The following is a 25,104-nucleotide window of genomic DNA, read 5'->3' as shown; positions in this document are numbered from 1 at the left end:
ATTGGTTTGTACAACAGGCTACGCAGACCACAACCGGCAGACCCTGGCGTGACTATTCGGCGCTTGTCCGGCCACCCCTCGCCAGGGTATCGAGAAGCCCATCGACATGCTCGATAGCCGCATCGAAATCGTAACTTTCCAAGGCACGCTGTAGCTGGAGTCGATCGTCCGCAACATTGCGGGCATCGAGGTCCGCCGCCAGGGCATGCAGGGCATTGACGGCAGCTCCGTCGTATTCCGCCAGAAGCTGCCGTAGTTGCCGCAGCCCGGACAGCAGTTCATCGTCGGTCAACGTCGCCTTCCGTACGGTTTTCTCCACCGGCTTCAGGTCTGCGGCGTCGATGGCATCAAGGACCGCCCGATGCGCGTTCGCCACGTCCCGAAGCTCCTGATCCGACGCTGTCCGCTGCTGCAGCGACTTTTCCAGCCGCGCAGCAGACCGTTGCAGGGCTCCCGCACCCAGGTTACCGGCCAGGCCTTTCAGGGTATGGGCCAGCCGCTGAGCCAGTTCGGCGTCGCCAGCATCGAGCGCGGCCTGCAACTGTGCCATGGCATCCGCCTGCCGAGCACGGAATAGCTGCAGCAATTGATTGTAGGCACGCTCATCGCCGCCCAGCAGTGCGATCCCGCGGCGACGGTCGAGCACAGGACCATCCGCGCGGGAGGGCTTCGGCGCCGGTGCCGCATGTACCTCGGGAATTGCCTCGGTCCCCAGCCAACGCCAAATGACCCGATGCAGTTGGGCAATGTCTATGGGTTTGGCGACATGATCGACCATGCCCGCAGCCAGCGAGACTTCGCGATCGTCAGCCAGGGCATTGGCGGTCATGGCCACAATCGGCGGTGCCTGCTCGCCAAGGCGACGCCGAATCTCAGCCGTCGCCTGATAGCCATCCATCACCGGCATCTGGCAATCCATCAGCACCAGCTCGTAATGCCCCTCCAGGGCGCTGTCGACCGCTTCGCGGCCATTTTCGGCAAGATCCACCTTGAGACCGATTTCGCCCAGCAGTGCAGCAGCCACTTCCTGATTGATATCGTTGTCTTCGACCAACAACACACGCCGCCCCTCCAGGTGGGACAGCTGCTGGTCCGAGAGGATCGGCATCAGGTGGTCGTCACCTTGACGCCGCACCGAATGCCCCAACGCCTGCAACACGCTGTCGAGCAAGGTCGATGGGCTCAACGGCTTGGGCACGAAGTGATGGATACCTACCGCCTGGGCCTCACTCAGGGCATCACTCTGATCATAGGCCGATACCATGATAATAACCGGCGCCTCCGGTGCCGTACCGCTACGTTGTATTCGTCTCGCCGTTTCGACGCCATCCAGCCCCGGCATGCGCCAGTCCATCAGCACCAGCCGAATCGGCGGCTCCGCCACCGCCAGTTGGTGTAGAGCCTCCTCACCCGAGGCTGCCATCACAACCTTCAGGTCGAAACTTTCCAGGATGTCGCGCAGGTTGTCACGGGCGGTTTCGTTGTCATCCACCACCAGCACCGGCAACCCTTCCAGCACATTGAGCGGCATAGCGTCGATCAAGCTGCCTTCGGCAATGCCCATGCGGGCGGTGAAATGGAAAGTGCTTCCCTCACCGGGCGTGCTCTCGACGCCGATTTCGCCGCCCATCATCGTCACCAGCTGCCGGCAAATCGCCAGCCCCAATCCGGTACCGCCGAACTGCCGGGTGGTCGACCCGTCAGCCTGACTGAATGACCGGAACAGGCGCTGCTGCTGCTCAGGCGAGATGCCGATACCGGAGTCACGCACACTGCAATAGAGGAGAAGGCTGTCAGCATCCCTTTGCTGGGCTCGCAGACTCAGGACGATTTCACCCTGGTCAGTGAACTTGATGGCGTTACTCACCAGGTTAATCAGTATCTGTGAAAAGCGCAGGGGGTCGCCCACCAGTTGCAGTGGCAACCCCGGTTCTTCCACGAAGACCAGCTCAAGCCCCTTTTCACCGGCCCGGTGTCCGAAAAGATCGCCGATCTGCGTCAGGATATCATCGAGACGGAACGTCACCTTCTCCAGGTCGAGACGGCCAGCTTCGATTTTGGAGAAGTCGAGAATATCATTGATGATGCCCAGCAGGTTGTGGGCAGCCCCATCGATCTTGTCGATGTAGTTACGCTGTTGCGCATCCAGCGACGTTTGCTGGGTCAGGTGCGTCAAACCGATAATGGCATTCATCGGCGTACGGATTTCATGGCTCATATTGGCCAGGAACTCACTCTTGGCGCGACTGGCCTGATCCGCTGCCTGCTTGGCCTCTGCCAGGGCCATGGCCACCCGCCGCTGCTCCGAGATATCGGCAATAATGGCGATACACTCATCGGGCTCGCCTTGACGGTTGCGCATGACCGTAAACCGCAGATCCCCCCAGCGCAAAGTGCCGTCCTGCCGCCGGAAGCGGACCTCCTGCTTGAAGTGCAACTGACCATCCTGGCCGATGGATTGCAGGTGCCGGCTGATGGCATCCTGGTCATCCGGATGGATCAGCATCAGCAGGTTCATCTGCTGCAGGGACTCCCCCGAATAGCGGGACAGCCGCTGGAAGGCGGGATTGGCCCGCTGGATATTGCCGCGGATATCCAGACTGACCAGGCCCACATCCGCCTGGTCGAAGATGGTGCGGAAAAAGGCCTCGCTCCGGGCCAGCTCCTCTTCTGCCCGTTTTTGCCGGCTGATATCGACCCAGTAACCGTTCCAAAGCACCCGTCCGTCCCGTTGCCGATAGGGCAGTGCACTACAGCCCAGCCAGCGCCGGGAACCACCCGGCAGACGGACTTCCACCTCTTCATTGACCGGGCCTTCGGCCTCGGCGAATTGGGTAATGAGCCGTTGCCGGGTTTCATCATCGACGACCGCCAGCATCAGGTCGGGCTGGGCAATCGCCAGCTCGCGCCGGATGCCGTGAGTACGGATCACGCCGTTGCTGAGGAAGGTCACCTTCAACGCCTTGTCTGTCTGCTGCTCCAACTGAAAGACCGTCCCGGGCACGGAGTCGGCGATTTCCTGCAGGCGCTTCTTGGCCAGCTCGATCCGTTCGTTGGCCTCCTTCGGTTCGGTGATGTCCATCATCAGGCCGTCCAGGCTGGCGGCCCGTCCCTCGCTATCCGCCGAGACCTGCCCCCGCTCGCTGATCCAGCGCCTGGCGCCGTCCCGGCGCTGGATGCGGTACTGGACGTAATAGGTCGACCGGGTTTCGATGGCCTGCTGTAGGGTCCGTTCGACGGTGTCCCGGTCTTCGCGCTCTATCCACTGGTGCAGTTGTGACAGGGGCTGTCCGATCAGTGCCTCCGCCCGTTCGCCCACCAGGTTTTCGATCACGTCGCTGATAAAGCGGATGCGCGGTGGAGCCTCCAGGTCAGCACGGTATATGGCGCCCGGCGTGTTCTGGACCAGCGTGCGAAACTGCTGCTCCTGCCGCCGCAATTCCGTCTCCGCCGCCTTCTTGTCGCTGATATCCCGCATGGCCACCAGCACCTTGGGACGACGATCCGTCGTCTGCCGGGCGACCGCCCAACTGACTTCCATGATGAATTCGCTGCCGTCCTGGCGCCGACCGGGAATTTCCAGCCCCGTGCTGACCTGCGCATCGAGTGGCCGCGTCAACACCTGATCCAGTGTCGCCCGGCAGCCGGCCTCACAACGATCGGATATCAGCGTCATGAAAGCCTGGCCGCGCAGGGTCTCCGGCGCATAACCGAACAGGCTGCGGGCCCGCTCGTTGAGGTATTCGATGCGTCCCTGATCGTCGCAGATCACCATCGCGTCCGGCGTCGCTTCCAGCAGGTGCTGGAACCAGCGCGCGACCGATGCCAGCTCGGTCACGTCGGTGACCAGGGCTTCCACCGCCAGGACCTGTCCGTCGCTGGCACAGATCGGACGCAGTGCCAGTTGCAGCTCATGGGTCTGGCCATCGGCATCGCGCATCTCGATGGTATGTAACGGCGTGGTCTTTCCACTGAGCGCCAACTCCGTGTAACGCAGATTGTCACCGTTGATCGGATTCGGCGTGAACAGACGCGGATACAGGTGCTGGAACTCTTTCGGGGAATAGCCCAGCACGCTGGCGACCGTTGGCGTCACGGTAAGGATGCTGCCGCCCGGCCCCATCTGAAAGTAGAAGAAATGCTTCACCAGGCCTTCCAGCAGCGCGGAAAAACGCTGGCCACGGGCATCGAGAATACTTTCCTCGCGCCCTTTAAGCTCCTGCGCCATCTGCGACAGGGTTTCCGCCAGGCTACGCACTTCCACGCTACCCCTATCGACGGGGATCGCCGTATCCCAATCCCCGGCACGCATCCGCTCCACACTGAGGCGCAGGGATTCCAGGGGCCGCGATACCCGGCGTGCGGCAAAGAAGACGGCCAGCGCCGCCCCCACCAAAAGAATCAGCAGGCCCGCCAGCGCGGTATGCATCTCATGTCGAATCGGTGCGTAGACCACCGCCCTGGATTGGGTAACCAGCAACCGCCAGTCAGGCAGCGGCACCGGCGCATGGGCAGTCCACAACATGTTGCCATCGCTCGTCTCCACCGCCTGGAAGCCTGGGCTGGCGCTCAATGACCGGTCAAAGAAATGGAAGTGGTCGCTGAACAGCTGGTCCGACTGCAGATTGCTGTTCATGATCTTCAGCGGATCAGGGTTGTAGATGTACTGGCCGTCGCTGGTGGTCAGGTAAAAGCTGGCTGGGTCCAGGTCCAGGGCTTCCGCCAGCTCCTGCACATTGATATCGGCGGTGATCACCCCCAGCAACTGACCATCCACGACCAGCGGATAGGCATAGGTGACCATCACCACCTGGCCGGCGGACCGCTCGAAATAGGGTTTGCTCCAGTAGGGACGCAGGGTGTCCGCCGGGACGTGGTACCAATCGAAGCGGGGAGCCGTGTAGTCGATATCGGTGGCGACCAGATCGAGGCTGACCGTGCCAGCCTGCGAGCGACGCACGTAGGGGGCAAACAGGCGGCGGTCGTGATAGGCATGGGGCGCAAACGCCACCGCCATCGCGTAGAGCACGTCATCCGTGTGCTCCAGGTGATTACGCAGCAGCAGGTAGAGCTGATCGGGGGATTGCTGGGGATTGGCCTTGATCAGCTCGGCCAGTTCCCGCGTGCTTTGGGCGGTCCTGAACAAGAGGCCATCCAGATGCTTCGCCGCACGGTCGGCCCGGTGCTCGAGCTGCGCCACATTCTCCTGCCGCACCTGCCGACGGCCTTCGATGAGCTGAAAGGACAGCAGCAGGACAAAGATGAGGGCGACCGGGACCAAGGTCGCCAACATGATGCGATAACGCAGCCGTCCTGGTCGCATAGCCATCCTTCCGCGTGGTCTGTCGCCCCGGTTCAACGAGTCCCCATGGAGAAGCCGAGGACGACTTTGCCCTGTTCAAACTTCGCCGACATCTCCGGCGACTTGACGAACAGCTGTTTGGGTGGCGCCTGGTACTGCGTCACCAGTGCGTGCTGCAGGCTTTGCGCCCGGGCATTGGCCAGTTTGGTCAGCGCATCGGCGGGGAGTTTCTGCGTCTTGGCGAGCGCGTCAAGCAAGGCATTTTCCCAAGCCGTACTCTGCAACCGCTCCGCGCCGGCAACCCCTGATGCCTTTTCCAAGGCGGCGAGTGCTGCAGCGCCCTGCTGGCTGCGCAAGCGACTTTCCAGCGCCTTGATTCGATCACCCAATGCGGCATCTGCACCGAGTTGCTGATCCAAGTCGCCCATGATCCGGGCCCGTCCCAAACCGATCCTGTCCGCCGCAGGAGCCACGCCACCGCTGATATTGAGGATCAGTTGCGGTCGCTTGGCGAGGGCCTCGGCGAGACCTTTCAACTTCTTCTGTTCGCTTTCCGGAATCTGAGCACTGCCAGGCTCGAACCGGGCATGACTGAGTTCGTCCCCGGTCAGGCCGGCCAGATCGGTAAGGGTGCCGAGAACCGCGAAGGGTGTCGTGGCGGCACGCACGATCAGGTTGACGAACGCATGCAGGACAACGCTACTGACGCTGAAACTGGGATCGTCGAGATCGCCACTCACCGGAATATTCATATCGATGACGCCATCGCGGTTCCTTAACAGTGCCAATCCCAGCTTGACCGGCGCCTTCACCGCGTCGGGGCTGTCCGTCGCCGCCCCCAGGTCGAGCTGGTCCAGGTTTACCCGGTTACTGGACTCCAGATGCTTTCCTTCGATCTTATAGTCGAGGGACAGCGCCAGCTTGCCGTTGGCGACCTGATAACCGAGATAACGGCCGAAATAGGGTGATAACGGCGGCAGGGAAATGTTGTCCGCCTTAACCGTGAACTGGGTCGTGCTCTGTTTGCCGATGGCCCCCAGTTCCCCATTGACGTTGAGTTGCCCGTAATCCCCCAGCAGGCCTTTCAGATCGAGCTTCGCCTTTTCCGGTCGCACGTTCGTCAGGCCGGTAATGGTGCCGTTGAGATCATGCAACCGCGTGTTGACCGCCGGTTTCATGGAGCGGTCCTCGAGATCCACCTGCCCCTTCTGCAGGGCAATATGATCGATGCGGAGCACCGGCCAGGGACCGGCTTCGGACGTATCCTTCTGCGCCGCCGGGGCCGGGGCGGCCTTGGCGGGCGCGGCAGAAGCTACCGCCAATTCATCCAGGTTGGTCTGCTTGTCGTTGAGGCGAATGATGTGCGCTGTCGGCTCGGTCAACTGCACCTGGCCGACATGGAAAACCAGCGGCTGCAGGTTGAACTGGATCTGGTTGATCGCCAGCTTTTGCCAGTCCACCAGGGGTTGTCCGTCGGCAAGGGTCTGGGTCGCCAGTTGGTCGACACTGGCATCGCCGGACAGGGTCCCGCTCAGCTTGTTATCTTTCTGCCCCAGGTTGAGTTCACCGCTGAAGCTGGCCGTGCCGTCCTTCACTTTCATGGCAACCGACTGCTGCAGGTAGCCCTGCACCCCCGCCAGCGCCATCTGATCCAGGCGGATCTTGCTCGATAGGGTGAAAGGTTGCGGCGTGACATCGCCGGTCACCTGCAAGCTACCCTGGGTACCCGGCTGCAATTGCAGGCTGTAGTTGATAGGGCTGTCCAGCTTGTCGCTCAGACCACCCGCCTCGGCGGAAATATCGCTCAGGGTGATGGTATCCGGGTGCGTCAGGGTACCGTCGTACCAGCTTACCTGACTGTGTTTCAGGCCGATGTGCTGGATAGACCAACGAAAAGCGGCGCTGCCGCCGCCCGCCGGATTGGCCGGCTTATCGTCGCCCGAGGACTGGAACGGACGCATCACATTCAGCGCACCCGTTTTGTCGCGACGCAAAGCGATGTCGAGATCCTGGGCGGCAATGTCGGCAATGCCGAGCTGCTGTTGGTCCAGGTCAAAATGAATGCCGCTGACCTTGATGTTAGCAGCCTTCAGCAAGGTGTTTTGGGGGGCATCAGCCGTGGCATCGCCGATCAGCCCCACCGCTACATTGTTCAGCTCGACACTGCCGTCATGAGTACTGATATTGAAACGATTGCCGATATCCAGGTTGTAACCCGTTGTCACCGACACATCGCCGGCCGCCAGATGATAGGGCGCATAGGCCGCAGCAAAATGCCAGATAGTCGCCTGATCGATATGCTCCAGCTTGAGTTTGCCCTGGGACTGGAACGGCAGCAGATTCAGCGATCCCTCCCATTGCAGCGACTGTTTTTCGCCGATCTTCGCCGACAGCTGGTAGTGGCCGGCGTTTTCAGCATCACCCGTCTTGTCCAGCGTGCCGATATTGTTCAGGCTGAGATCGATCGGGGCGACATTGAACTCCGCTGGCTTGGCCTGACTGAAATCCCGAAGCTTGATATGCCCGCCCTTGATCTCGATGTGCGACAGCAAGAGTGGCGGCGGCGACCCAGCCTCCTTGGACGGTGCTTTATCCGTCGTAGTCGGGTGCCGCTGCTGCCAATCCCGCACCAGGTTCAGCTGGTAATGCTTGAGCAGATCGAGACGGACAAACGGCTGATCCAGTTGGATATCGTCAAAATCGATCACACCTCGAAACAGCGACCAGAAAGACAGGTTGACGAACAACCGCTTGAAGGCGACCACCTCTGCACCCTGGGCATCCTTCGCCTGCAGGTTATCGATCTCCAGCGTTAACCCAAACGGATCGAAGTAGATGTCGCTCACCTGCGACTGCCAGCCGAGCTGCTCCTGCAACTGTTTCGGCAACTGCTGCTTGAGCCACCAGGGCACAATGACAAAACCGACGAGGGCATAGAGAATCATCAGCAGTGACAGCCAGAACGAAACCATGCGATAGATCGGTTTGCGGGGACGGGTCGCCGGGGCTGTCACGGAAAGCTCCTTCTGAGGATTGGGACGCACGATAGCCGGAGAAACGGGCCCACTGGCCCATGAATTCTGTGTTTCCTAACTGGCAGGATACGAACAAATCGGGGTCAAGTGTAGAGGGCTTTATGTTTAGCCAAGACATCGCATGATCTGGAGCAGCCTTCGACGCCCGCGGCGCCGCCTGGCCTAGTCCTCGACCGGCATCTCCGGCAGTGCCACCGACTTTATCAAAGCAAACAGTAACTGGCCGGGGTGGAGATCGAGCAGGCGTGCCGAGCGCCGGGTAATCCGGGCGAGCAAGGCACCGGTCTCGGTCTCCAGGCGGACCGTGCACTGTCCGTTGCCATGGTCATACCAATCCAGGACCTGCACAGGCACGCTGTTGAGAATACTGCTGTCGCTCGGCCGTTCCAGGGCCAGGCTCAAATCCCGGGCATGCAGCAATAAGCGCACGCCATCCCCCGGTTCGCCGCCAACACGGGGAATCCAGAGCGTTTCCCGGCCCCAGGCGATAGCCGTCAGACCATCAGCCACATCATGGGAACGGATGCTTCCATCAATCGGCGTGAGCGCATGGGGCAGCCGGGCCTGGGATTGTTCCAGATCAGTCAGTAACGGTCGCAGCCCACCTGACGCACAAATGCGCCCCGCCTCGATCAACAACGCATGATCCGCCAGCAGGCCGACCTCCTCCAGGCTGTGACTGACATAGAGCACCGGAATACCCACCCGCGTCGGTAACTGGCGCAAAATTGCGATCAACGGCTGACGGGCCTGCTGATCCAGCGCCGAAAGGGGTTCATCGAGCAACAGGACGCTGGCGTCAGTGACGAGACTGCGGGCAAGAGCGACACGCTGCCGCTGCCCGCCCGATAGCTGGGAGGGCCGCTGTTCCAGCAGATTCCGGATGCCGGTCAACGATATCGCCTCGTTCCTTGCCAGACGGGGTTTTTGGGCGCGCTTGAGTGCATAGTCGAGGTTACCGGCTACCGTCAGGTGCGGCAGCAGGGCGCCGTCCTGAAACACCAGACCAACGCGACGCCGGTGCGCCGGCACCTGCTGCTCCGCCGACAACCAGGTTTCATCCCCCAGGCGAATATGGCCGGTTGCACGGGTTTCCAATCCCGCCAGCACCCGCAGCAAGGTGGACTTACCCGCCCCGGAAGGGCCGATCAATGCCGTAATCCCGCCCCGGGGCACCTGTCCAACAGCCTCCAACTGAAAGTTCCCCTGCCGCAAACGGATGGCGAAATCGAGCGTCATGACATCGCCTCAGACCAACGTCGTTTCAGCAGATAAACCGCCAACAGCAAGCCGAACGACACGCCAAGCAGGATCAGCGACAGATGATTGGCCGCCGCGTAATTGAGGCCCTCCACCTGATCGAAAATCGCAATGCTGGCGACGCGGGTCTGCCCCGGTATATTGCCGCCGATCATCAGCACCACGCCGAACTCGCCCAGCGTATGGGCAAACGTCAAGACACAGGCTGTCAGCAAGCCGCCTCGGGACTGGGGCAGGATCACCGAAAAGAAGCGGTCCAGCGGTGCTGCCCCGAGGGTTGCCGCGGCCTCCAGCGACCGTCTATCGAGGGCAGCGAACTGGGTTTGCAGGGGTTGAACCATAAATGGCAGCGAATAGAGGCAGGAACCGACCACCAGTCCCGTAAAAGAAAACACCAGCGGAGGGCCACCGAGCGCCGCGATCCAATGCCCCACGCTGCCGGTCGGGCTGAATGCAACCAGCAGGTAAAATCCCAACACCGTCGGCGGCAACACCAGCGGCAAGGCGACGACGGCTTCGATAAGGGCCCGGACCGGATGCCGGTTGCGCGCCAGCCACCAGGCCAACGGCAGCCCCAGCAACAACAGCACCAGCGTCGTCAGGCCCGCCAGCTTGAGGCTGAGGAAGAGTGCGCCGGCATCGGCCATCGGTGATCAGTCCGGCAGCTTGTAGCCGGCGGCCTCGATGATCGGACGCGCCTTGGCACTCTGCAGGAACGTCAGGAAGTCGCGCCCCGCCGTATTGTCGGTCAGACGTACGGCCTGCTGCTCGATCGGCGCGTGCATGCTGCCCGGCACTATCCAGAGTGATGAATCCGGCAGGTGATTGGCACGGGCATGGCTCAACGCGATAAAGCCCAGGCTGGCCGCACCGGATGCAACAAACTGGTAGGCCTGACTGATATTCTCGCCCAGCACCAGACGATCCTTTACCGACTGCCAGAGATGCATTTTTTCCAGGGTTTGCTGCGCAGCAAGACCATAAGGTGCCAGCTTGGGATTGGCAATCGCCAGAAGCTGCCACTGACCCGGTTGCAGAAGGGTGTCATGCGCATGCATTCCACCCGGCTGCCATAACGCCAATTGCCCGATGGCATAGGTGAAACGCGAACCCGCCTTGCCGTGACCGTCCGCCTCCAACAATTTGGGGCGGTGGATGTCCGCTGCCAGGAAGACGTCATAGGGGGCGCCATGTTCGATCTGGGCATAGAGTTTACCCGTGCTGCCCCGCACCAGCTCGATCCGGTTACCCGACACTTTTTCGTACCGGGCAGCCAGTTGCTTGGCGACTCCGGCGAAGTTGGCTGCGACGGCGACCCGTGCCGTCTCACTCCAGGCAGATACACTGGCGAGACACAGGCAAAGCAACAGAACGAGACGAGACACGGTCAATTCTCCTAGACTGTAGGCAGGTGGGGTGGTGAGGCACCGCAAGCATGTGCGCACGAACGCGCGGCCACAACCCCGGAAGCAAACCATTGTTGACCGCAGAGGTCAACCGATCGCGGAGACCGTCGTGATGACGACACAACCCAGACTGGACCCCAATCAGGCAGCCCTGATGGTTATCGATATTCAGGGACGCCTGGCGGAATTGATGTGCAACGCCGACAGCTTCGAACAGGAAGCCGCCCGCATGATCCGTGGCGCGCGACTCTTCGAACTCCCCGTATTCTGGATGGAGCAGATCCCTGAAAAACTGGGGCCGACACGGGAAACGGTGGCACAGGCGCTGGAAGGACTGAGCCCGATCCCCAAGACCACATTCAGCGCCTGGGAAAACGACGAGGCCCGGAGGCGCCTTCAGTCCAGCGGCCGAAAACAGGTGCTGCTGGTCGGCATCGAGGCCCATGTCTGCGTCTGGCAGACCGCCCGCGACCTGCTCGACCAGGGTTATGCGGTATGGGCCGTCTCCGATGCCATCAGTGCACGTCAGTCCAGCAACCGGGAGCTCGGTCTCATGCGGATGAAAGAAGCCGGCGTGCAACTGACCTCGGTTGAGATGGCGCTGTTCGAAATGCAGAAACAAGCCGACACGTCCGACCGCTTCAAGGCCATGGTTAATCTGTTTCGTTGATCTGACGCGGTGTGACAGGAACCCGAAGCCGTTATCATGGGCGACTGACCGACTTTCCCAGGAGGAATGCAGTTCGTGGACATCAGTCAATTGCGTCGCGAGTACGAAAGCGAGGGCCTCGACGAACGTCACCTCGATCCCGACCCCTTCAAGCAGTTCGAACGTTGGTTCCAGGACGCCCAGGATGCCGGCCTTGCGGACGTCAATGCCATGTCCCTGGCCACCGTGTCCAGCGCCGGTATGCCCAGTGTCCGCACGGTACTACTCAAGGCCTTCGACGGACAGGGCTTCGTCTTTTTCACCAACTATAACAGCCACAAGGGACGGGATCTGGACAGCACCCCCCGTGCGGGCCTGCTGTTCCCCTGGCTGCCGCTGAACCGGCAGATCCTGCTGGAGGGCGATGTCAGCCGTGTCGACCCGGCCGAATCCCGCGATTATTTTCACTCCCGACCGCGCGGCAGCCAGCTGGGCGCCTGGGCCTCGGCGCAGAGCCAACCGATAGCCTCCCGCGACGCGATCGAGGAAAAACTGACCGAAATGGCGCAGCGCTTTCCGGAAGGAGAGATTCCCCTGCCCGATTTTTGGGGCGGTTATCGGGTGAGCCCGACACGTATCGAATTCTGGCAGGGGCGCCCGGATCGACTGCATGACCGCTTCGAATACCGGCGCGGCGCAGCAGGCTGGACCCTGCAACGCCTGCAACCCTGAGCGACGGGAATCACCTTGCCCGATATCGGCTTCTGGCTCTACCAGCCGGCCCCGCTATCCCCAGCCTCTGAACCGCCCGACTGGTTATCGTCCGCCGAGCGGTCTCGCTGGCATGGGCATCAGGGAGCGGCGCGAGAACGCTTCTCCCAGTCGCGGGCACTGTTGCGGCAGGCTCTGACCCAACAGACCGGCGAACCCTTTGCTGACTGGTCACTCTCGGCAAAAGGACCACCAACCGTAGTCACACGGCCGGACTGGCGACTGTCTCTATCCCATACCGGCACCTTGATGCTGGCCGGCATTGCGGTCGGCGGCGAAGTCGGTGTGGATCTGGAAGAACGTCGCCCGGAGCGGCGCTGGCGTGACGTTGCCGAGCGCTGGTTTGCGCCTGCCGAACGAGACCTGCTGGCCACCCTCGACGATAGGGTCGGGAGAGACGTTTTCTATCTGCAATGGACCCTCAAGGAAGCCTGGGTAAAAGCCACCGGCCGGGGGCTGGCCAACCACTTCGACAGTATCCAGCTGACGCGCAACCGCAAGGGCGACTGGTGCGTCAGCGGTGACCGAGAGGAAAAGGACTGGCGCTGCCGACTGGGCTATTGGCGGGATAATGTAATGGCATTGGTTTGGCGCCTCCCCGGGCAGGAGCCTCCGCCACTCCATCTCCTGGCCTGGAAGGCCGATCAGCCGGAAGCGCTGTTATCCCGTCATCCGGTTGACGTAGACTGGCGCATCGATACCCAGATTGCGCCGAGGTCGCCATGAATGATACCGCTCAACGCTGCTCCTGGTGCGGCAATGATCCCCTTTATGTCCATTACCACGATCACGTCTGGGGCCGGCCGGTCGCCGATGGGCAGGAACTTTTCGAAAAACTCTGCCTGGATGGTCAGCAGGCCGGACTGAGCTGGATTACGATCCTGCGTAAACAGGAAAGTTACCGGACCGCCTTCGACCACTTCGATGCCGAAAAGATCGTCCGTTACGACGACGCCAAAATCGAAGCATTGCTGCAGGATCCCGGCATCATCCGAAACCGGTTGAAAGTAAATTCCATCATCCGCAACGCGCGCGGCTATCTCGAGTTCGCCGAGCGCGGCGAGTCGTTCAGCGAATTCATCTGGTCCTTTGTCGGCGGACGCCCCATCATCAACGAACGGGGGAGCCTTGCCGACGTCCCCGCCGTAACGCCGGAAGCGGAAGCACTGTCCCGAGCACTCAAGAAACGAGGCTTCAACTTTGTCGGCCCGACCATCTGCTACGCGTTCATGCAGGCCGTAGGCATGGTGAACGATCACCTTCTGAACTGCCCGGCGCGCTCAGCCAGCCTGAAAGACGCGCAAACCTTCCAGTTGTAACCGGTACCGCCGCACACGGATATAACACCCCGGATGATCTCCGGAGGCCGGGGCCTCGTATGTTCCTGCACAACGCATGAATGAGGTATACCGCCGTGCGTATTACCCTGGACCAGTTACAGCCGCTCAGCACGGGTATCGACTGCCTGGAAATTCTTTCACTGGAAGGTCAGCGCTACGTCGCACGCCTTTGGATAGATGGGCAACCGGCGCTGCTCTCCGACGCAAAGCAGCAAACCTGCCTGTTTCGAAGTGCCTGGGAAGCCCAGAACCTGCTGAGGGAGATTCCGATCGGGGAAACCGTCGTCGTTCATCAGGCCGCCTACAACGAAATGGTCGGGCTCGACGAGCACGCGGTAGCGCCGTTGCGAATCAGGCTGAGAGGGAAAAGCTGATGCTGGCAACGCAACGTCTGGCGGTGGCGGTCGGCCTGGCGGGGTTGATCCCCTTTCTCGCCGGTCCACCAGCCCTGCTGCTCTGGCCCGAGTGCACGCAGATAGTACCCCTGTTCTATCTTTACGCGGCCGGCATTCTGGCCTTCATGGCCGGCATTTACTGGGCGATCAGCATGCAGGTAGAGGACCGGGCATACCCCATTTCCCCCCTGGTATCGCTGCTCCTCAGCCAGGGCTTCTTCATCGTTGCCGGCCTGGGTTTGCTCGCGCCACAATCGATGCGCACAGGCGTATTCCCCCTGGCCTACATCGCGCTCTACATCGTCGACCATCGCCTGTTGGACAGCTATTGGCCGCACTGGTATCTGCGCCTGCGCGGCGGGCTCACGCTGGTCGCGGTGCTATGCCTGCTCGGCTTTGGCCTGGTCGAGGGATTCCTCGGAGTGCCCTCCCTGGCGCTACTGTAAGACTTCAGCGCCCCTGCTGTTGCAACCACTGGCTGATCTGACTGGCTCGCATCGCTCCGCTCATACGGGCGACTTCCTGTCCGTTATCAAACAGGATCATCGTCGGGATGCTACGGATGCCATAGCGCGCTGCGCTGCTTTGGGCGACTTCGGTATTCACCTTGACGAAACGGACCCGGCCTTCCCAGTCAGCAGCCGCCTGTTTGAATTCCGGCGCCATCATCTTGCAGGGACCACACCAGGATGCCCAGAAGTCGATCAGTATGGGCAGGTCAGAACGGCGCAGATGGGTATCCAGGGTCTGGTCATCGAGCTCAACAGGCCCCATACCCAGCAGCGGCTTTTTACAGGCGCCGCAGGACGGTGACTCCTGAACACGGGCTGCAGGCACCCGATTGGTCTTGTGGCAATGGGGACAGACGATTTGAAGAATATCGGACATAACGCACACTCCTTGGGAAGCGCTGATCCAATCCCCGCACGTTTGCCACGCCTGAAACCCACCTTGTCGAGATTTCAGAAATGACCAAAGGTTTCCGGTCGACGACCGGCTCAAAAGCAGAAGCGCTGGGGATTGGATCAGCGCTTCCCTTGCACGTTATGCCCGATATGGAGGCAAGACGCCCCGTTTCAAGCACCCGACGAGGCGACCGAGTCCCGCCCTGTGCCTGACGACGCTTTTTGTGCGTGCATCCGGCTCGTCAGCCGGACAACCGGACCAAGCGCCAGGCCCGGTATCCCGATGCGGCATTGCGCCGCTCGTCAGGCAGCGACGATCGCATACTCGTGGTTATGCGGTTCGATCAATGCCTTGTGGAGATTGGCGATGGATTTCTCGTAATTCTCTTCGTCGACAATGAATTGCATATCGACCTGACGAATACACTGGTGGATAGCCAGAATGCTGATGTCCTCGTCCGCGAGGGCTCGCACGGTACGCGCCAGCAGACCCGGCACCTGCATGTCGCTGCCGATGGCCGATACCATGGCCACCTTCCGCGTCGTGATTTCCGCATTGGGGAACACTTCTTCCAACGCTTTCACCACCCGTTTCACCTGACGCAGCGTGCTGTCCAGATAATGGGTAATGGTGTTGGCATTGGTGTCCTTGGTAATGAAGCGGGTCTTGAAGCGAGCCAGGACTTCCAGGATCTTGCGATCCGAACCCGGTTCCCCCTGCATATCCTGGTCGAACACCTCGATCGCGAACACGGATTTGCGACCGGCGATGATCTCCACCTGCGGTTTTTCACTGACATAACCGCGAGTGATCAACGTACCGGTGTGCTCCGGCTCGAACGTATTCTTCACGCGCAGGGGAATATCGTTCTGGCGCAGCCCCTTGGCAGCGCGCGGATGGATCGCCTCCATCCCCAGGTTGGCCAACTGGTCAGCCACGTCATAGTTGGTGCGGCCAATCGGCACCACCTTTTCCTTGCCGACAATGTTGGGGTCTGCGGAACTCAGGTGATACTCCTTGTGAATGACCGCCTCCCCTGCATCCGTAATGCAGGCAATACGGCTGAAGGTCATCTCACTGTAGCCCCGGTCGAAAGTGCGCATCAGGCCTTCCTGACATTGCGCATAACCCGTCACGATGGGCAATTCCCGGCTGAGGTCGATATTCTCGAAGGTCAGACGGATTTTCTCGTCCAGCGGCAGCAGCGCATTGTCACGCCAGCCAGTGAGATCGACCATGCGTGCGTTGATGCCCTCGTTCTGCAGCAGCAGCGCGGTATTGAACGCACTGTGGGCCTCGCCGATTCCGGCCAACATTTCACGAACGGTCAGCAGATGCTCCTCCAACTGGAAGTGCCCATAGGAACAGAGCCGCTGAAGATCCAGCAGGCAGTTGCGGACGCCTTCAACCCGTTCGGTGATAAACTGATCAGCCTGCTGTGCCAGCATTTGATCCGAGAACAGTTTGGCATTGATCTCGCACAGATGACGGCTCAGCCGGGTCAGTTCGTCGCCCCAGGCCCAGTCGGATTCAGCATTGGCGAAGAGGCCGAAAACACCCGGTTCGCCGGTTTTCTTATGCTCCAGCAGCTTGTCCGTGACGCCGCCGTAAGCGGAAACAACGAAGATGCGGTTGTAGAGGTCATCACTGTCGCGTTCGCTCAAGATGATGTTCTGACGAACGGACGGATAGTCGCTCATCGAGGTTCCGCCGATCTTCTCTACAGTATGATTTGCGTGTGTCATAGTCCTGTTCTTTCGGTCGCGTGAATGGGAACCGCCTTCCTGCAGCGGCGGACGCCGGACTTCCCGGCGTCCCAGGCACGTCTGCGCCCGATGACAATACCGGTCTCAGCCCTGAACCGGCTCCGCGTCCAGCGGATAAACGCCATTCTCGTCATGTACCTCTTTGCCGGTCAGCGGCGGGTTGAAGGCGCAGACAACCTTCATCCCCTCAGGGCCGCCCCGCAAATAATGCTCGTCATTCTGATCGAGGATATAGACGGTGCCCGGAACGATTTTGTGCTTCTTACCGTCGGCGATGGTTTCCACTTCGCCTTCACCTTCGATGCAGTACACCGTTTCGAGGTGGTTCTGGTAATGGATATGGGTTTCCGAATTGGGATAGATCGTCGTGATATGGAAAGAGAAGCCCATACCGTCATCCTTCAGACTCAGGCGGGTGCTTTCCCAGGTATCCGTTGCCACACGACGGTCGGTTTTTTCACAATCACTCAGGGTACGAACGATCATGGATGTGATCTCCTGGCAGTCAATGAATAGGGGGTCAAAGCGGGCCCGGCGCCCATGGCCGGGCCTCATCAAAGCAGACGATCAGGAAGCCTTGCTCAGCTCCGATTTCATGATCGCGTGAATACTTTCGGACAGGATATCGAGGCCCTTGTTCAGTTCGGCTTCGCTAATCGTCAGCGGCATCAGGCATTTCACCACCTGGCCTTCGGAACCGCTGGTTTCGATGATCAGGCCCTTCTCAAAACACAGGCTGGTGATCTTGTCCGCCAGTTCGCCGCTGCGACACTTCAGACCACGCATCATGCCGCGACCCTTGAGCTGCATCTGCGCCGGGCCGTATTGGTCGGCGATCGCCTTGAGACGACGCGCCAAAAGCTCACCCTTGGCTTGTACACTCTTGGTAAAGGCGTCGTCAGCCCAGTAGGTCTCGATGGCTTTGGTGGCGGTCACGAATGCCATGTTGTTGCCACGGAAAGTCCCGTTGTGCTCACCCGGTTTCCATTGGTCCAACTCACTGCGGAAGGCCACGATCGCAAATGGCAGGCCGTAACCGCTGAGAGACTTGGACTGGGTAATGATGTCCGGCTGGATACCGGCAGGCTCAAAACTGAAGAAGGTACCGGTGCGGCCGCAGCCGGCCTGGATGTCATCGACGATCAGCAGCATGTCGTGCTTGCGACAGATTTTTTCCAGATCGCGCAGCCAACTCATGCTGGCTGCATTGAGTCCGCCTTCGCCCTGCACGGTTTCGACGATCACCGCCGCCGGATGATCGATACCGCTGGATTTGTCGCTGAGCATTTTGTCCATCATCTTGATGGTATCGACATCGCTGCCGAAATAGTTGCAGAACGGCATGCGGTCGACGCTCGCCAACGCTACGCCGGCACCGCCGCGGTGGCCCTTGTTACCGGTCGCCGCGACCGCTCCCAGGGAAACCCCGTGGAATCCGTTGGTGAACGAAATAATGTTGTGACGCCCTTTGATCTTGCGCGCCAGCTTCATCGCCGCTTCCACCGCATTGGTTCCGGTAGGGCCGGTGAACTGGACCTTGTAGTCGCCCAAACCGCGCGGCTCCAGGATATGCGTCTTGTAGGCTGTCAGAAAATCGGCCTTGGCCCGGGTAAACATGTCCAGACCGTGGGAGACGCCGTCATGCTGAATGTAGTCGAGTAACGCCGCTTTCAGGGTGTCATTGTTGTGGCCATAGTTCAGCGTACCCGCACCGGCGAGGAAATCCAGGTACTCGGTACCGTCCTCGGTGTACAGGTACGCGCCCTTGGCCCGATTGAAGATCACCGGGAAGGAGCGGGAATATACACGTACTTCAGATTCGGTCGTCTTGAAAATATCCATGTGTCTTGCCTCTTAGCATGTCAGGTTCGAGGTAGTGGGTGCCGGTCGGACACCCCGGTTCATGCCGGTGCGTGGATAGAGTTCGGTCGCTCCCTCGCACCGACGCTCTTCAGGTTGCAGCGGCCTGTTCGAACGGGCCGATCCGCAGGAGATACTCGGTGTCGTGCCGACCGCCAAAATGGCGGTCGCGCTCGAAATGGGGCTCACGCTGCATGTCAGCGCCGAAATCCCGGGCCAGGGAGCCAAACAGCCCCCAGGATGCCTTGTTATCACCGGTAATGGTGGTGTGCACGAAACGAACGTCGCGGCAGACTTCGCGGGCCAGAATCGCTTTCAACATACGCTTACCCAGCCCCTGGCCACGGCCGTTCTCATGCACGGCAACCTGCCAGATAAACAGGGCATCAGGCGTCTGCGGTGGGATATATCCGGAAATAAACCCCACGAGCTCGCCATCTTTTTCAGCAGCAACGCCCGTGTCCGCAAAATGGGAGCACTGCAACAGGTTGCAATAGACGGAATTCGGATCCAGCGGCGGACAGGCCGCCACCAATTGATGCAGCCGATAACCATCTTCGGCCTGCGGTAGGCGCAGGCTGATCGGCGCTTGTGTCGTGTTACGTTCAGTCATAGCATCAAATAGTCATGTAAAAGTTAGTGGTGTAGAGTTTTTGCATCCCAATATGCACAAGCTCAAGGCGTTAATAACTAAATAATCAACACTTTATAACCACTTTGCAGCAACATTGGCCACTTCATTGGGTTTAAAATTATATAGACCACAAAATAAAAATCAAATATGAAGAAACCATGACATCATGGATAAATAGTTGTCTACATTCTTGAGCGCCAAAAAAAAGCGTTTCGGGACAAGGTGTTAGCGAAGGACGGCAAAGCCGATTTGGAGAGGGTCGAGCGTGGTTCCGCCACGGATACGTTCAGCGTAGGAAAGATCGGCTTCCGAGCCGGCTGGCCACCAGATCCGAAACTGCGACCACCAGGCGTCGACATCGAAGGCGACAGGGAGCAGCTCCAGTTTCAGGTCATTGTGCTCCATGCGATGGGAAGCCTCAGGGTGAGGATCGGCAGCGATGCGCACAAGATGTCCCCGCGGATCATCACGGAAATTCCCCATGCCTGCCGAGCCATTGTTGAGCAGGCTGCATGGGCGGCCAGCAACCACCTGCTGCCAGAGGTACGGCAAACAGGTGTGGGTGGACACGATAATGTCGGCACCGCACGCCTCGAACCAGGCCCACAAACGCGCCGGCCCTTCCGGCAGGGACAACGCCTCATAGGACAGTCCCCAACCCGCCAGCGACTCAGGGTCACCGTGCAGCACCAGGACTTTCAGGCTGCCCAGCCGCAGGCACAGGGTGCGAGGCAGCAACCGCAGTTTCGCACACAACGGGGGAAAGCCGCGCGCCGCAGACTGCAGGCGCGCCATTATCCGGTTGGAACGGTCGACCACCGCCTGTGAGACCGATGGCGGATAGCCACAACCACAGCCAGCTTCCAGGTGAGGATCAGCCAGCTCCCATTCGACATTACCCAGGGTGGCCGTATGCTCCAGCACCCGAGTCGTGATTCCGGCAAAGGCCTCTGGTCCCGCATTGAACCAGTTGAAATCACCATTGAAGATCAGGCGCACGCGGCGGCCCGCATCCCGTTCTTCTTGAGCCATCCGTTCGATACGGTCCAGGGCCAGCGGATTGCCATAGAGGCCGCCGACCACGTAGAGCACGTCGGCCGCTGCAGGACCCGGGTCCGCGCAGAGCTCCTCCGGAGAATACCGATAATGCAGCGGACAGGTGCGTCCCGGATCACTCACAAGGCTTCACCGACACGGCGCCCGGCCAGCGACTGGACAACCAGGGGGATGAAGAAGCCCGCCGTGCAGATCAGCAGCCCCCAGGCATTGACACCCAGCAGCATGGCATAGTGCCCATCGCCAATAGCCCAACTGGGAGGGATCGCGCCAACCGTCATCAACACCCCCAACACCACACCACTCCAGAAACTCAGGTGGAAACTCCAGGGCGACCAACGAACAAACCGATAGAACAGGAACACCGGCGCCAACCCCATCACCATGGTACCGCTGACCGTGGTGGCCTTAAGGATGGCCGCGCCGGCGAACATCGGCAGGTTGCCGAGAATGGCGAATGCGATCATCACCAGCGCCCCGGTGCGGATACGCGGCGCCCTATCCTTGCCCCACCCCAGCAGCCGGGGCAAATCGATGGCCAGGGATTTCGACAGGGAGGTGAACGTCGAATCCAGCGTGGAACCTGCCGAGGTCATCATCACCACCGTCATCACAAAGAGCGCACCGATACCCAGGGCCCGACCCACCGCCGCCGGCGCATTACCTGCCGCATCGATGCCGGACAGCTGCGCATGGACACCCACCAGACTGAACACGAAAACGGCAATAAAACCGAGCACACCCGCGACGATAAAACTCTTCAGCATATGTCTTTCGTCACTGACGAACCCCCGGTCGGTCAACACCGGATCGTGAAAGGGGTAGCTGAAGATCTGCAACCCTGCGACCAGCAACAGGTCGAGACCGCTATTCATATGGAAAGACCCGGTGCTCAGAAGGGTGCCAAGAGGATGCTGCGGCAGAATGAGAAAGGCGACGGTTCCCACAAAGACCACGAACACCACCGCCTGGATCACATCCGTAAAGATCGAGCTGCGCAAACCGCCCTTGAGGCTATAGGCCAGCGTGAAAATCGTGAACAGGATAGCCGCACCATAATAGCTCGCCTGACCGGGCGCACCGAAATAGCCGCCGACCACCTCAGTATTGCTCCAGACCTCATTGTAGAGACGAATCAGAATGGCCACCGAAAACCCCACGGACGCCAGACGGCCGTAACGTGACGTCAGGAACTGGGTCAGGCTCTCTGCCCCTGTCTGGGTACGAATGAGGTAGATGACGTAACCGGCCACCGGTATGGAGAACCAGTAAGTGGCATAGGCAAGTCCGCCAACCACCCCATAGGTCGCCCCCAGGTTGGCCGCATTGGTGACCGATTTCGCAAAGATCCAGCTGATAAAGATACTCGCCATCAACGACCACTGACCGACCGGCCGCCCCTGAGCATCGGCCCCCCGGAAAAACGAAGCAGGACTGGTGCTGCGCGGCGACAGCACATACATCACCACGCCATAAACCAACAGAAAACCCCAGAAAAACAGCGTTTGCGTCGTCGTCATGCCCTACTTCCCATTCAAGGACCAGTCGTAATCGAGAAATTCCACGGGAACCTCCTGCTGCCGGATACGCTGGATCGCCGCCGGCTTTTGCGCCAGCACCTCCGCATAGCGGGCGAAGAGATCCTTGATGCCGTGAAAGCCGACGGCGTTGTTTTGCCAGTCATCGCCATACCAATCGAAGATCTTGGAGACCTGAAGCTCTCCCGCACTCGCGTTGTAGCGATTACGCGGCCGATCCCCCAAAAAGCGCCGCACGCTGTCGTTCAGCTGCGCATCCAGCCGGTCAGCTTCATAGGCCTCCGGCCTCAGGGCAGGACAGCCTTTGGAGGCACAGTTCAGCGCCATATGCACTCGCGGATCCCGATAAACCGGTCGGATCAGCTTATGCTCGACGTCATCCAACGTGCGCTTCCCGTCCAACAGGGTAAAGAAACGGATACTCCAGGGGCTGCTGAACCAGGACCCGATATCCTTGATCGATTTGATGCCGGGGTAGTGGCGCAGGATCAGATCAACCGTGAAGGCGTTGTAGGCATTGATCAGAAACGCCAGTTGCTGGTCCCGGGTCCAGCGTTCAAACGTCGCTTTCGGCACAGCGGACAAGGTCGCCAGATAGGCCTCCAGCGCCGGCTGATCCCGCTTGAAACCGGCATAATCCACCACCGAAGCATGGCCATCGCGAATCCAGGTCACATGCTTGCGCAACAACTGCGTCCAGGCGGCGTGGCTCTGATCAAAGCTGGCATAAGCTGGAAAACTCAGCCCCATGACCAGCAGAAAACTCCAGACAAGACGCATCAATGGTCCTCCGACGGCGTAGTGGGCGATGACACCGCGCTCCCGCCGAGACGCCAGCGATGATATCGCCCCAGCCAACCCAGGACCGACGCTGGCGCATGGGCACGCTTCCAGTTGCCTGCGGTATATTTCACCGCCTCGTTCCAGGTGGGGTAGGGATGAATCGTCGCCAGGATTTTGTTCAAGCCGATGCCATGCTTCATCGCCAGAATAAATTCGCTGAGTATCTCTGCCGCATGATCGGCCATCACGGTCACGCCGAGGATGCGGTCCTTGCCGGGTGGCGTAAGGACCTTGATAAAACCCTGTGCTGCGCTGTCCACAATGGCCCTGTCCAGGTCATCGAGATTGTAACGGGTGACCTCATAGGCAACGCCTTGTGCCTGAGCCTCCCGCTCGTTGAGACCGACGCGCCCCACTTCCGGCGCCGTAAAGGTCACCCAGGGAATCACCCGGTAATCCGCCTTGAAGCGCCGGAAACCGCCAAAGAGGCCGTTCACAGCCGCATACCAGGCTTGATGCGCCGCCGTGTGGGTGAATTGATAGGGACCGGCAACATCGCCGCAGGCGAACAGGTTGGGGTAGCGGACGCTGAGATCCTCCGCGACCGGCAAAGTGCCATTGCCGGCGGGTTCGATACCCAAAACCTCAAGCCCCAGCCCCGCCGTATTGCCCGCCCGGCCCACAGCCACCAGCAGTTGATCGAAGGGCAGGCGAACGTGCTCACCCCGGTGCTCGGTATAGAGCACCTTCTCACCATCCTCCCGCACGAATCGGGTAGCCCGATGGCCAAGCCGGACATCGATCCCGTCTTTCTGGAAGGCCACCAGTACCGCCGCCGAGACATCCTCGTCTTCCCGGCTCAGCAATCGGTCCCCGGCCTCCACCAGGGTGACAGCCACACCAAGACGGGCAAAGGCCTGGCTCAACTCGGCCCCGATGGGCCCGCCACCCAACACCAGCAACCGCTCAGGCTTTTTGCGCAACGACCAGATCGTATCCGACGTCAGCGGTGCCACGGACTCCAGCCCTGGAATCGGTGGAAGAAACGGGCGGCCGCCGGTCGCGATAACCGTCGAGCGGGCGCTGAGCCGGCGTGTTCCCGATGCCGTCGACACCTCCAGCTCCCAGGGGCTGACGAAGCGTGCCTCACCTTGAATACAATCCACACCCAACGCCGAATAGCGTGCAACGGAATCATGCGGCTCGACAGCCTGGATCACGGACTGTACCCGCTCCATAACCTGCCCGAATGGCACGTCCGGCTCCTGAGCCGGCAAACCGTAGCGGTCCGCGTGCCGGAACAGGTCCGCCACACCGGCCGAGCGAATCAATGCCTTGGAAGGGACACAACCGGTATTGAGACAGTCACCGCCCATACGATCCCGCTCGATCAGCCCAACCCGGGCCTTCACCGCCGATGCGATGTAAGCCGACACCAGCCCGGCCGAACCGGCGCCGATGACCAGAAGGTTGTAATCGAAACGCTTGGGCCGCTGAAACCCTCGATACAGTCGCGCACGCTGGAGGCGCGCGAGGACAAACTTGGCGACCAACGGGAATAGACCCAGCAGGGTCAACGACAGCAGCAACCCAGCGGACAGGATGTCTCTCGGCTGGGCAATCTGCCCAAGCTGCGTCCCCGCATTCACATAGATAAAGGTCCCCGGCAACATCGCCAATTGGCTGACAACGTAGAAGGTCCGCAACCGCAAACCGGTCAGCCCCATCACCAGATTGATAACGAAAAAGGGAAAGACCGGCACCAGACGCAGGCTCGCCAGATAAAAGGCACCGTCGCGCGCAATACCGGCATCGACCCGCTGCAAGGCTCGGGCATAGCGCCGCTGCAGGCCGTCACGGAACAGATACCGCGAAGCCAAGAAGGCGAGACTGGCGCCGACCGACGAGGCGAACGACACCATGATCAGCCCCCACGCGAGGCCGAACAGCGCACCACCGGCCAGCGTCATCACCGTCGCACCGGGCAGCGACAACGCGGTCACCAACACGTAGATCAGCATGAACACCGCCGTAGCGGTCGCAGGGTCCCCGGCGATCAATGCAGCCAACGAGGCCTGTTCCTGCTTGAGCCAGGCCAGAGACAGGTACTGCTGCAGGCCCAGTGCAAAGAAGGCGGTTATCGCCACGATCACCAGACCCAACAGCAAAGGTTTTCCCAATCGCGTCATCATTACCCTGTCTCATTTGCGGAGCGCGAACGCCCACCGAAGTCATTCCGCGGGAAGATCCCTTCGTAAGGGCACTGGAACCCACCACCCTCTTACGGAAAAAGTTTTCTATCAGATGGACCCGTGAGTCCGGAATTTGTTACAGCGCCGACTTTCCCGGCAACACCCCAGGGGAGGTGCGCATCGCTCTCCAAAGGTGCAAATAATCGGGCAG

The 25,104-nt window shown here is 60.5% G+C and carries 20 protein-coding genes; 6 read left to right on the top strand and 14 right to left on the bottom strand.

Annotated features, from left to right (window positions below; all coding sequences use genetic code 11):
• Positions 1 to 52 precede the first annotated feature (52 nt).
• From CLR77_RS06650 to modA, 5 genes are all read right to left on the bottom strand, one after another.
• Entirely contained in the window at positions 53 to 5,323 is a 5,271-nt protein-coding gene (locus CLR77_RS06650; RefSeq protein ID WP_158227136.1) for a PAS domain S-box protein, read from the bottom strand.
• A 32-nt stretch (positions 5,324 to 5,355) separates the two neighbouring features.
• Positions 5,356 to 8,316, bottom strand: coding sequence for a DUF748 domain-containing protein (locus tag CLR77_RS06645; protein WP_097459847.1), 2,961 nt, complete (start codon positions 8,314 to 8,316; stop codon positions 5,356 to 5,358).
• A gap of 183 nt (positions 8,317 to 8,499) precedes the next feature.
• Positions 8,500 to 9,576 (bottom strand): molybdenum ABC transporter ATP-binding protein, encoded by a 1,077-nt coding sequence (gene modC, locus CLR77_RS06640; RefSeq protein WP_097459846.1) that lies wholly within the window; start codon positions 9,574 to 9,576, stop codon positions 8,500 to 8,502.
• Entirely contained in the window at positions 9,573 to 10,244 is a 672-nt protein-coding gene (gene modB, locus CLR77_RS06635) for a molybdate ABC transporter permease subunit (protein ID WP_097459845.1), read from the bottom strand. Before modB ends, modC begins: the two co-directional genes overlap by 4 nt.
• A gap of 6 nt (positions 10,245 to 10,250) precedes the next feature.
• Positions 10,251 to 10,982, bottom strand: coding sequence for a molybdate ABC transporter substrate-binding protein (modA, locus tag CLR77_RS06630; protein ID WP_198962701.1), 732 nt, complete (start codon positions 10,980 to 10,982; stop codon positions 10,251 to 10,253).
• 133 nt (positions 10,983 to 11,115) lie between these two features.
• Here modA and CLR77_RS06625 point away from each other — a divergent pair, with 133 nt between their 5' ends.
• From CLR77_RS06625 to CLR77_RS06600, 6 genes are all read left to right on the top strand, one after another.
• Positions 11,116 to 11,673 carry a hydrolase gene (locus CLR77_RS06625; RefSeq protein ID WP_097459843.1) on the top strand — a complete coding sequence of 186 codons (558 nt, stop codon included), beginning with the start codon at positions 11,116 to 11,118 and terminating at the stop codon, positions 11,671 to 11,673.
• 75 nt (positions 11,674 to 11,748) lie between these two features.
• The gene (pdxH, locus tag CLR77_RS06620; RefSeq protein ID WP_097459910.1) at positions 11,749 to 12,384 is read left to right on the top strand and encodes a pyridoxamine 5'-phosphate oxidase; all 636 of its coding nucleotides are present in this window, start codon (positions 11,749 to 11,751) and stop codon (positions 12,382 to 12,384) included.
• A 15-nt stretch (positions 12,385 to 12,399) separates the two neighbouring features.
• Positions 12,400 to 13,149, top strand: a complete 750-nt coding sequence (locus tag CLR77_RS06615; protein WP_097459842.1) for a 4'-phosphopantetheinyl transferase family protein — start codon at positions 12,400 to 12,402, stop codon at positions 13,147 to 13,149.
• Positions 13,146 to 13,742: a DNA-3-methyladenine glycosylase I gene (locus tag CLR77_RS06610; RefSeq protein ID WP_097459841.1), complete on the top strand. Its 597-nt coding sequence runs from the start codon at positions 13,146 to 13,148 to the stop codon at positions 13,740 to 13,742. The genes CLR77_RS06615 and CLR77_RS06610 overlap by 4 nt, the downstream gene beginning before the upstream one ends.
• 95 nt (positions 13,743 to 13,837) lie before the next feature.
• Positions 13,838 to 14,137, top strand: a complete 300-nt coding sequence (locus tag CLR77_RS06605) for a DUF6482 family protein (protein WP_097459909.1) — start codon at positions 13,838 to 13,840, stop codon at positions 14,135 to 14,137.
• On the top strand, positions 14,137 to 14,604 hold the full coding sequence (locus CLR77_RS06600) for a DUF3429 domain-containing protein (RefSeq protein ID WP_097459840.1): 468 nt from the start codon (positions 14,137 to 14,139) through the stop codon (positions 14,602 to 14,604). Before CLR77_RS06605 ends, CLR77_RS06600 begins: the two co-directional genes overlap by 1 nt.
• 4 nt (positions 14,605 to 14,608) lie before the next feature.
• Here CLR77_RS06600 and trxC read toward each other — a convergent pair whose 3' ends face one another.
• The 9 genes from trxC to CLR77_RS06555 form a co-directional block, all read right to left on the bottom strand.
• Positions 14,609 to 15,046, bottom strand: coding sequence for a thioredoxin TrxC (gene trxC, locus CLR77_RS06595; protein ID WP_097459839.1), 438 nt, complete (start codon positions 15,044 to 15,046; stop codon positions 14,609 to 14,611).
• A 320-nt stretch (positions 15,047 to 15,366) separates the two neighbouring features.
• Positions 15,367 to 16,809 carry an aspartate kinase gene (locus tag CLR77_RS06590; RefSeq protein WP_097459838.1) on the bottom strand — a complete coding sequence of 481 codons (1,443 nt, stop codon included), beginning with the start codon at positions 16,807 to 16,809 and terminating at the stop codon, positions 15,367 to 15,369.
• 105 nt (positions 16,810 to 16,914) lie between these two features.
• Positions 16,915 to 17,316: an ectoine synthase gene (locus CLR77_RS06585; RefSeq protein WP_097459837.1), complete on the bottom strand. Its 402-nt coding sequence runs from the start codon at positions 17,314 to 17,316 to the stop codon at positions 16,915 to 16,917.
• 81 nt (positions 17,317 to 17,397) lie between these two features.
• Complete coding sequence (gene ectB, locus CLR77_RS06580) at positions 17,398 to 18,672, bottom strand: diaminobutyrate--2-oxoglutarate transaminase (RefSeq protein WP_097459836.1); 1,275 nt, start codon at positions 18,670 to 18,672, stop codon at positions 17,398 to 17,400.
• Positions 18,673 to 18,781: 109 nt separating this feature from the next.
• Positions 18,782 to 19,303: a diaminobutyrate acetyltransferase gene (gene ectA, locus CLR77_RS06575; RefSeq protein WP_097459835.1), complete on the bottom strand. Its 522-nt coding sequence runs from the start codon at positions 19,301 to 19,303 to the stop codon at positions 18,782 to 18,784.
• Between the two features lie 246 nt (positions 19,304 to 19,549).
• A complete protein-coding gene (locus CLR77_RS06570; RefSeq protein WP_097459834.1) occupies positions 19,550 to 20,503 on the bottom strand; it encodes a hypothetical protein in 954 nt (317 codons plus the stop codon).
• Positions 20,500 to 21,900 carry an SLC5/6 family protein gene (locus tag CLR77_RS06565; protein WP_097459833.1) on the bottom strand — a complete coding sequence of 467 codons (1,401 nt, stop codon included), beginning with the start codon at positions 21,898 to 21,900 and terminating at the stop codon, positions 20,500 to 20,502. Before CLR77_RS06565 ends, CLR77_RS06570 begins: the two co-directional genes overlap by 4 nt.
• Before the next feature lie 3 nt (positions 21,901 to 21,903).
• Positions 21,904 to 22,698: a DUF547 domain-containing protein gene (locus CLR77_RS06560; protein ID WP_097459832.1), complete on the bottom strand. Its 795-nt coding sequence runs from the start codon at positions 22,696 to 22,698 to the stop codon at positions 21,904 to 21,906.
• Positions 22,698 to 24,890 carry an FAD-dependent oxidoreductase gene (locus CLR77_RS06555; protein ID WP_097459908.1) on the bottom strand — a complete coding sequence of 731 codons (2,193 nt, stop codon included), beginning with the start codon at positions 24,888 to 24,890 and terminating at the stop codon, positions 22,698 to 22,700. Before CLR77_RS06555 ends, CLR77_RS06560 begins: the two co-directional genes overlap by 1 nt.
• Between the last annotated feature and the right edge of the window lie 214 nt (positions 24,891 to 25,104).

This window comes from Mangrovitalea sediminis (assembly GCF_002514725.1).
GTDB classification, from domain to species: Bacteria; Pseudomonadota; Gammaproteobacteria; order Pseudomonadales; family Oleiphilaceae; genus Mangrovitalea; species Mangrovitalea sediminis.
Note: the sequence above shows the minus strand (reverse complement) of the source record. Positions and strands in the feature narration are given on the sequence as shown.